7 protein-coding genes are annotated in these 6,234 nt (G+C 38.5%); 5 read left to right on the top strand and 2 right to left on the bottom strand.

Translation table 11 applies throughout. The features are described 5' to 3' along the window. From AC1DDX_RS21070 to trpA, 5 genes are all read left to right on the top strand, one after another. Positions 1-588, top strand: a 588-nt coding sequence (locus tag AC1DDX_RS21070; RefSeq protein ID WP_477622538.1) for an SDR family oxidoreductase, incomplete at its 5' end; no start/stop codon positions are given. A 249-nt stretch (positions 589-837) separates the two neighbouring features. Continuing rightward, positions 838-1,827 carry an anthranilate phosphoribosyltransferase gene (trpD, locus tag AC1DDX_RS21065; RefSeq protein WP_172660504.1) on the top strand — a complete coding sequence of 330 codons (990 nt, stop codon included), beginning with the start codon at positions 838-840 and terminating at the stop codon, positions 1,825-1,827. Next, positions 1,827-2,456: a phosphoribosylanthranilate isomerase gene (locus AC1DDX_RS21060; RefSeq protein WP_288880914.1), complete on the top strand. Its 630-nt coding sequence runs from the start codon at positions 1,827-1,829 to the stop codon at positions 2,454-2,456. The genes trpD and AC1DDX_RS21060 overlap by 1 nt, the downstream gene beginning before the upstream one ends. A 32-nt stretch (positions 2,457-2,488) precedes the next feature. After that, complete coding sequence (trpB, locus tag AC1DDX_RS21055; RefSeq protein WP_288880917.1) at positions 2,489-3,670, top strand: tryptophan synthase subunit beta; 1,182 nt, start codon at positions 2,489-2,491, stop codon at positions 3,668-3,670. A 5-nt stretch (positions 3,671-3,675) separates the two neighbouring features. After that, the gene (gene trpA / locus AC1DDX_RS21050; protein ID WP_172660501.1) at positions 3,676-4,443 is read left to right on the top strand and encodes a tryptophan synthase subunit alpha; all 768 of its coding nucleotides are present in this window, start codon (positions 3,676-3,678) and stop codon (positions 4,441-4,443) included. On the opposite strand, the gene nhaA is transcribed toward trpA, so the two are convergent. Both nhaA and AC1DDX_RS21040 read right to left on the bottom strand, forming a co-directional pair. Continuing rightward, positions 4,433-5,614: a Na+/H+ antiporter NhaA gene (gene nhaA / locus AC1DDX_RS21045; protein ID WP_288880919.1), complete on the bottom strand. Its 1,182-nt coding sequence runs from the start codon at positions 5,612-5,614 to the stop codon at positions 4,433-4,435. The genes trpA and nhaA overlap by 11 nt on opposite strands. Beyond that, the coding region (locus tag AC1DDX_RS21040) for an L-threonylcarbamoyladenylate synthase (RefSeq protein ID WP_477622537.1) at positions 5,615-6,234 on the bottom strand (620 nt) is incomplete at its 5' end.

The following is a 6,234-nucleotide window of genomic DNA, read 5'->3' as shown; positions in this document are numbered from 1 at the left end:
GCCTTAGTCACTTTCAGTAAGATAGATATATTAATTAATAATGCGGGCTTATCTATGCGTGCATTGTTCAATGATCTGGACTTGTCTGTATTGAAAAACCTGATGGATGTGAATTTCTGGGGTACGGTTTATTGCACTAAATATGCGCTGCCCGAGATTTTAAAAACACAAGGCAGTGTAATAGGGGTATCATCAATCGCGGGGTATCGTGGTTTGCCTGGTCGTACCGGTTATTCTGCTTCCAAGTTTGCCATGAATGGTTTTATGGAGTCACTGCGGACCGAATTACTTAAAACCGGTGTTCATGTGATGGTAGCCTGCCCTGGTTTTACGGCTTCTAATATTCGGGTTACAGCATTGGCTAAAGATGGTGCTGCTCATGGCGAAACAAGTATGGAAGAAGGTAAAATGATGACCGCTGAAGAAGTGGCTACTCGTATCGTTGATGGCATTGCTGCAAGAAAGCGCACTTTAGTTATGACAGGGCAGGGCAAACTAACCGTATGGATTAATAAGTTATTGCCTGCATTGGCAGATAAACTGGTTTTTAACCATTTTACCAAGGAAAAGAACGCCCTGATTAAGTAAACCCGCCCTGCAAAGAAGTAATAAATTTTATTTTTTTTGATAAAAGATTTGCTGCTTTGCAAAAACAATTCCATATTTGCTTTAATGATACTTACAAACGGACTTAACAACTGGTGGTGGCACAACGCAATAGCGTAGTGTAACCCCGTTTTGAACGTTTTATTTTATATAAAAATATTTTGAGGGTTGCTTAAGGCAACCTTTTTTGTTTTACGACATTTTGAAAAACTTCTTTAAGAAGAAAATAACATGAAGAAAATACTTAACCACCTATTTGAAAACAAAACCTTCAGTAGAGCAGAGGCACAAAAGATACTTACTTCTATTGCCTTAGGCGAATTTAATACTTCGCAGATTGCCGCTTTTATTACGGCGTATGGGATGCGGAACATTACTGTTGCTGAGCTTCAAGGCTTTCGTGATGCTATGCTTGATCTTTGTGTGAAACTGAACTTTTCAGATTATGAGCTTGTAGATCTTTGTGGAACAGGAGGTGATGGTAAAGACACCTTTAACATATCTACACTTGCTTCTTTTGTTGTGGCTGGCGCAGGTCACAAAGTGGCTAAGCATGGTAACTATGGTGTGTCATCTGGCTGCGGTTCTTCAAATGTTATGGAGTACCTGGGTTATACATTTACTAACGAACAGGATATTTTAAAACGCAGTTTAGATACAGCAGGGATATGCTTTATCCATGCCCCGTTGTTTAATCCGGCCATGAAAATTGTTGCGCCTATACGTAAAGAATTAGGAGTTAAAACCTTTTTTAACATGCTTGGACCAATGGTTAATCCAGCACAACCTAAAAATCAAATTGTAGGCGTGTTTAGTCTCGAACTAGCCAGGTTGTATGCTTATTTATATCAGGATACTGATAAAAACTATACGATACTGCACGCGGTGGACGGTTTTGATGAGGTTTCGCTGACTTGCGATTTTAAAACTTTTAGTAAAAATGGAGAATCGTTGGTAACCGTTGCTGATCTTGGGTTTGCACAGATTGATGAGCAGGAAATAAAAGGAGGGGATACGGTTGAATCATCAGCAAAGATTTTTATGAGTGTGCTTAATGATGAATGTACCGATGCTCAACGAAATGTTGTGCTTTGCAATGCTGCACTTGCTATTCAGACAATAGATAACACTAAATCTTTTGCGGATTGTTTTTATGAAGCAGAGGCTTCTTTAATGAGCAAGAATGCTTTGAATAGTTTTAAAAACTTAATATCAAGGTAATGGATAAGAGACTGAAAGTATGTGGAATGAAGGTGCCATCAAACATCGAAATGGTGGCAGACTTGCAGCCTGATTATATGGGATTTATTTTCTATAATGGCTCAAAAAGATTTATTGCGGATCTTTCAGCTCAGTTTGTTAAGGATCTGCCTTCTAATATCAAAAAAACAGGTGTTTTTGTAAATGAAGAGCTTAGAACAGTGGTTGAACGGGTTTTGGAATATGGACTATATGCTGTTCAATTACACGGAAACGAATCTGCTAATTATTGTAGCCAGCTAAAAGCATTATTAGATATAGAAGTAATAAAGGCGTTTGGAATTGATGAACAATTTGATTTTGAGCAGTTGGAAGCATATGCTGATTCAGTTGATTACTTTTTATTTGATACCCAGACTCCCGATCATGGAGGTTCAGGAAGGACTTTTAACTGGGAGTTGCTTCAAAAATATGTGTTAGATAAACCATACTTTTTAAGTGGGGGAATTGATTTGGAAAGTATTGATGAAATAAACAGAATAAAAGATGTGCGTTTTTATGCTATTGATATTAATAGCAAGTTTGAATTGGAGCCTGGGCTAAAGGATATAGATAAATTGATTGACTTTAAAAATATGTTGTCCTATTGAGTTTACTCAACCAAGGATTTAAGAACAAGACTATGAACTATTTTGTAAATGAAAAAGGATACTACGGAGATTTTGGCGGAGCTTATATTCCGGAAATGCTATATCCGAATGTAGAAGAATTACGACAGAATTATCTTAAAATTATTGAGGATAAAGACTTTCAGAAGGAATTTCATCAGTTACTTAAAGATTATGTCGGCAGGCCCTCGCCACTATATCTAGCTAAACGATTATCGCAAAAATATAACGCAAATATTTTTCTGAAACGTGAGGATCTGAATCATACGGGTGCACATAAGATCAATAACACCATTGGTCAAATATTGCTTGCAGAACGTTTAGGTAAGAAACGTATTATTGCCGAAACTGGTGCCGGACAACATGGTGTGGCTACTGCTACAGTGTGTGCATTACGCGGATTAGAATGTGTAGTATATATGGGAGAGATTGATATTCAAAGACAGGCTCCCAATGTTGCACGAATGAAAATGCTGGGTGCTAAGGTAGTTCCTGCAACTTCAGGAAGTAAAACGTTAAAAGATGCTACCAACGAAGCCATGCGCGATTGGATTAATAATCCGGTAGATACCCATTATATAATAGGTTCTGTTGTTGGGCCACACCCGTACCCGGATATGGTGGCACTTTTTCAATCTATCATTTCAGAAGAGACTAAGAAGCAATTGATAGAACAAACTGGTAATGACCAGCCGGATTATGTGTTGGCCTGTGTTGGCGGTGGTAGTAATGCCATGGGCATGTTTTACCATTTTATTGATGATGAAAAGGTAAAACTAATCGCTGTAGAGGCTGCAGGTAAAGGGGTTGATAGCGGGTTCTCGGCAGCTACAACTACACTGGGTAAGGAGGGTGTGTTGCATGGCAGCAGAAGTATTTTGATGCAAACTGAAGATGGTCAGGTTGTTGAACCTCATTCTGTGTCAGCAGGATTAGATTATCCCGGCATTGGCCCTCAGCATGCACATTTGTTTAAAACTCGTCGTGGTCAGTATGTTTCCATAACTGATGATGAGTCTTTGGAAGCTGGTTTATTGCTTACTCAAATGGAGGGTATTATCCCTGCAATAGAAAGTGCTCATGCACTGGCTTATCTGGAGAAAATGAATTTTAAAGGTGGGGAGAATGTAGTGGTTTGCTTGTCGGGCCGCGGTGACAAGGATATGGATACTTACATGAGATATTTTGGATTATAAAAGAAATGAATAGAATTAAAAAGTTATTTCAGGAAAAGAAAGATATATTATCAATTTACTATACAGCTGGTTATCCTAATCTTGGAGATACAGTGGCAATTGCAGAAGAGCTAGAGCGTTCAGGTGCAGACTTATTAGAAATAGGGTTCCCATATTCTGATCCTGTTGCTGATGGCCCGGTTATACAGGCGAGCAGTAAGCTGGCGCTTGATAATGGTATGGATTTAAGACTGCTGTTTGAGCAGCTTAAAGATTTACGTAAAACGGTAACTATCCCGGTTTTGTTAATGGGGTATGTAAACCCAATGCTTCAATTTGGTGTAGAGAATTTCTGTAAAGCTTGTGCAGAGGTAGGCGTTGATGGTTGTATAGTTCCGGATCTCCCAATGGTTGAACATGAGGAGTTATATGAACCAGTTTTTGCTAAATATGGTTTAAGTAATATATTCTTGGTTACTCCTCAAACTTCTGAAGAAAGGATCCGTAAAATCGACGGTTTAAGTAATGGATTTATCTACTTGCTATCCTCGTCGGCAACTACAGGAAAAAATCTTCAGGTATCTGATACAACCGAAACATATTTTTCAAGAATTGCATCATTAAAACTTAAAAACCCAACCATGATAGGTTTTGGTATAAGTAGCAAAGAAACCTTTGATAAAGCATGTAAATATGCTAACGGTGCAATTATAGGTACTGCCTTTGTGAAAAGCTTGTCTGCTGATGATGTTCAGGGCAGTGTTAAAAACTTCATGAAAGAATTTAAGCCTTAACCGACGCTTTTCCTTTAATAGATTTTAGGAAAACAAAACCAACTAATCCTGCAATAACCGAAGCACAAAGAATCGCAAATTTTGCTTCGGTTACATGCATTTCATCACTAAATGAAAGTAAGGATATAAATATGGACATGGTAAATCCTATACCAGCCAACATACCTAAGCCAATAATGTGTTTCCAGCCTGATTGCGACGGAAGTGTTCCCAGTTTTAGCTTTACTGCAAGCCAGGAGAACAGTGTAACACCTATTGTTTTTCCGGCAAAAAGACCAGCCACAATTCCAAGCCCCAGCGGCGATACTAAACCGTCAAGCATTTCTTTTTGAAAGGTGATGTTGGTATTGGCCAGTGCAAAGATCGGCATGATAAAATAATTTACAGGACCATTTAATAAATGCTCAAGCTTTTCTAAAGGAGATTCTGTGTTATCTGAATTGGTTGGTATGGTAAGGGCAAGCAACACCCCTGCAATTGTTGCGTGTATGCCTGAGTGGTGAATGAAGTACCATAAGAACACTCCGGGTATAAGATAAAAATAAAGCGGTTTTATCTTAAAGAAGTTAAATACCAGCAATAGCGCAAGTACACCTCCTGCCATCAGGAGGTAATGAAAATGTACCTCATTTGTATAAAAAATAGCAATAACCAGGATGGCGCCAAGGTCATCAACAATGGCCAGGGCAGCAAGAAATATTTTTAATGAGGCCGGAACACTTTTACCCAGCATGGATATGATAGCTAAGGCAAAGGCAATGTCGGTAGCCATTGGAATTCCCCATCCAGATGCCGTAGCGGTATCTTTATTTAAAATGAAATAAATAAATGCGGGTACCAACATTCCTCCAAGAGCAGCAACTACAGGCAAGGAAGCCTTTTTAATAGATGAAAGCTCGCCTTCTACCAGCTCTCTCTTGATCTCTAAGCCCACAAGAAGAAAAAATACAGCCATTAGCGCATCATTTATCCAGGCAGAAACAGTAAATACATAAGAGCCAGAGCCAAATGTGAAGCCTAAATCTGTTGATAGTAGTGCAGAAAAGCCATTCTTATAACTAGAGTTTGCAATAAACAGAGAGATCGCAACACATACCATAAGGAGTATGCCTCCAATTTGTCCTGATCTTAAAAAGTCTTTAAATGCTTGTAAATTTATTATTTTGGCCATTTATAGGTAGTTTTCCAGGTTTCCTTTTCCTTGACGGATGATTTCAAAATCTCCTGATGTACAGTCTACAACCGTAGATGGTTCATTGTCTCCATATCCACCATCAATTACGATGTCTATAGTGTCTTCATATTTTTCGTGGATCAGTTCAGGATCTGTAGAGTATTCAATTACTTCATCATCATCATATATAGAAGTAGATAGAATTGGATTTCCAAGCTGCAAAACAATTTCTCTTGCAATATCATTATCAGGTACCCTTATACCAACAGTTTTCTTGTTGGAACTTAGTAGTTTTGGTACATTTCCGTTTGCATTCAGTATAAACGTAAAAGGGCCAGGTAGAGCTTTTTTTAGTAGCCTGAATGTGGTGGTGTCGATAGGTTTTATATAGTCTGAAATGTGCCTTAAATCCGAGCAGATGAAAGAGAAATTGGCCTTTTCAGGTTTAATACCTCTTAACCGGCAAATTTTTTCAATGGCTTTATGATTAGTGATATCGCAACCCATTCCATATACGGTATCGGTTGGGTAGATGATTATTCCTCCCTTTTTCAATACTTCAACAACTTGCTCAATCGCCTTGGGATTTGGGTTTTCAGGATAGATTTTACTAAGCA

This window comes from Pedobacter sp. 10L46_2 (assembly GCF_056395165.1).
This window is presented reverse-complemented; position numbering and strand designations above follow the sequence as displayed.

Coding starts and splice junctions, on each gene's coding strand:
- trpD (WP_172660504.1), top strand. CDS start 838: ATGAAGAAAATACTTAACCACCTATTTGAAAACAAAACCTTCAGTAGA.
- AC1DDX_RS21060 (WP_288880914.1), top strand. CDS start 1,827: ATGGATAAGAGACTGAAAGTATGTGGAATGAAGGTGCCATCAAACATC.
- trpB (WP_288880917.1), top strand. CDS start 2,489: ATGAACTATTTTGTAAATGAAAAAGGATACTACGGAGATTTTGGCGGA.
- trpA (WP_172660501.1), top strand. CDS start 3,676: ATGAATAGAATTAAAAAGTTATTTCAGGAAAAGAAAGATATATTATCA.
- nhaA (WP_288880919.1), bottom strand. CDS start 5,614: ATGGCCAAAATAATAAATTTACAAGCATTTAAAGACTTTTTAAGATCA.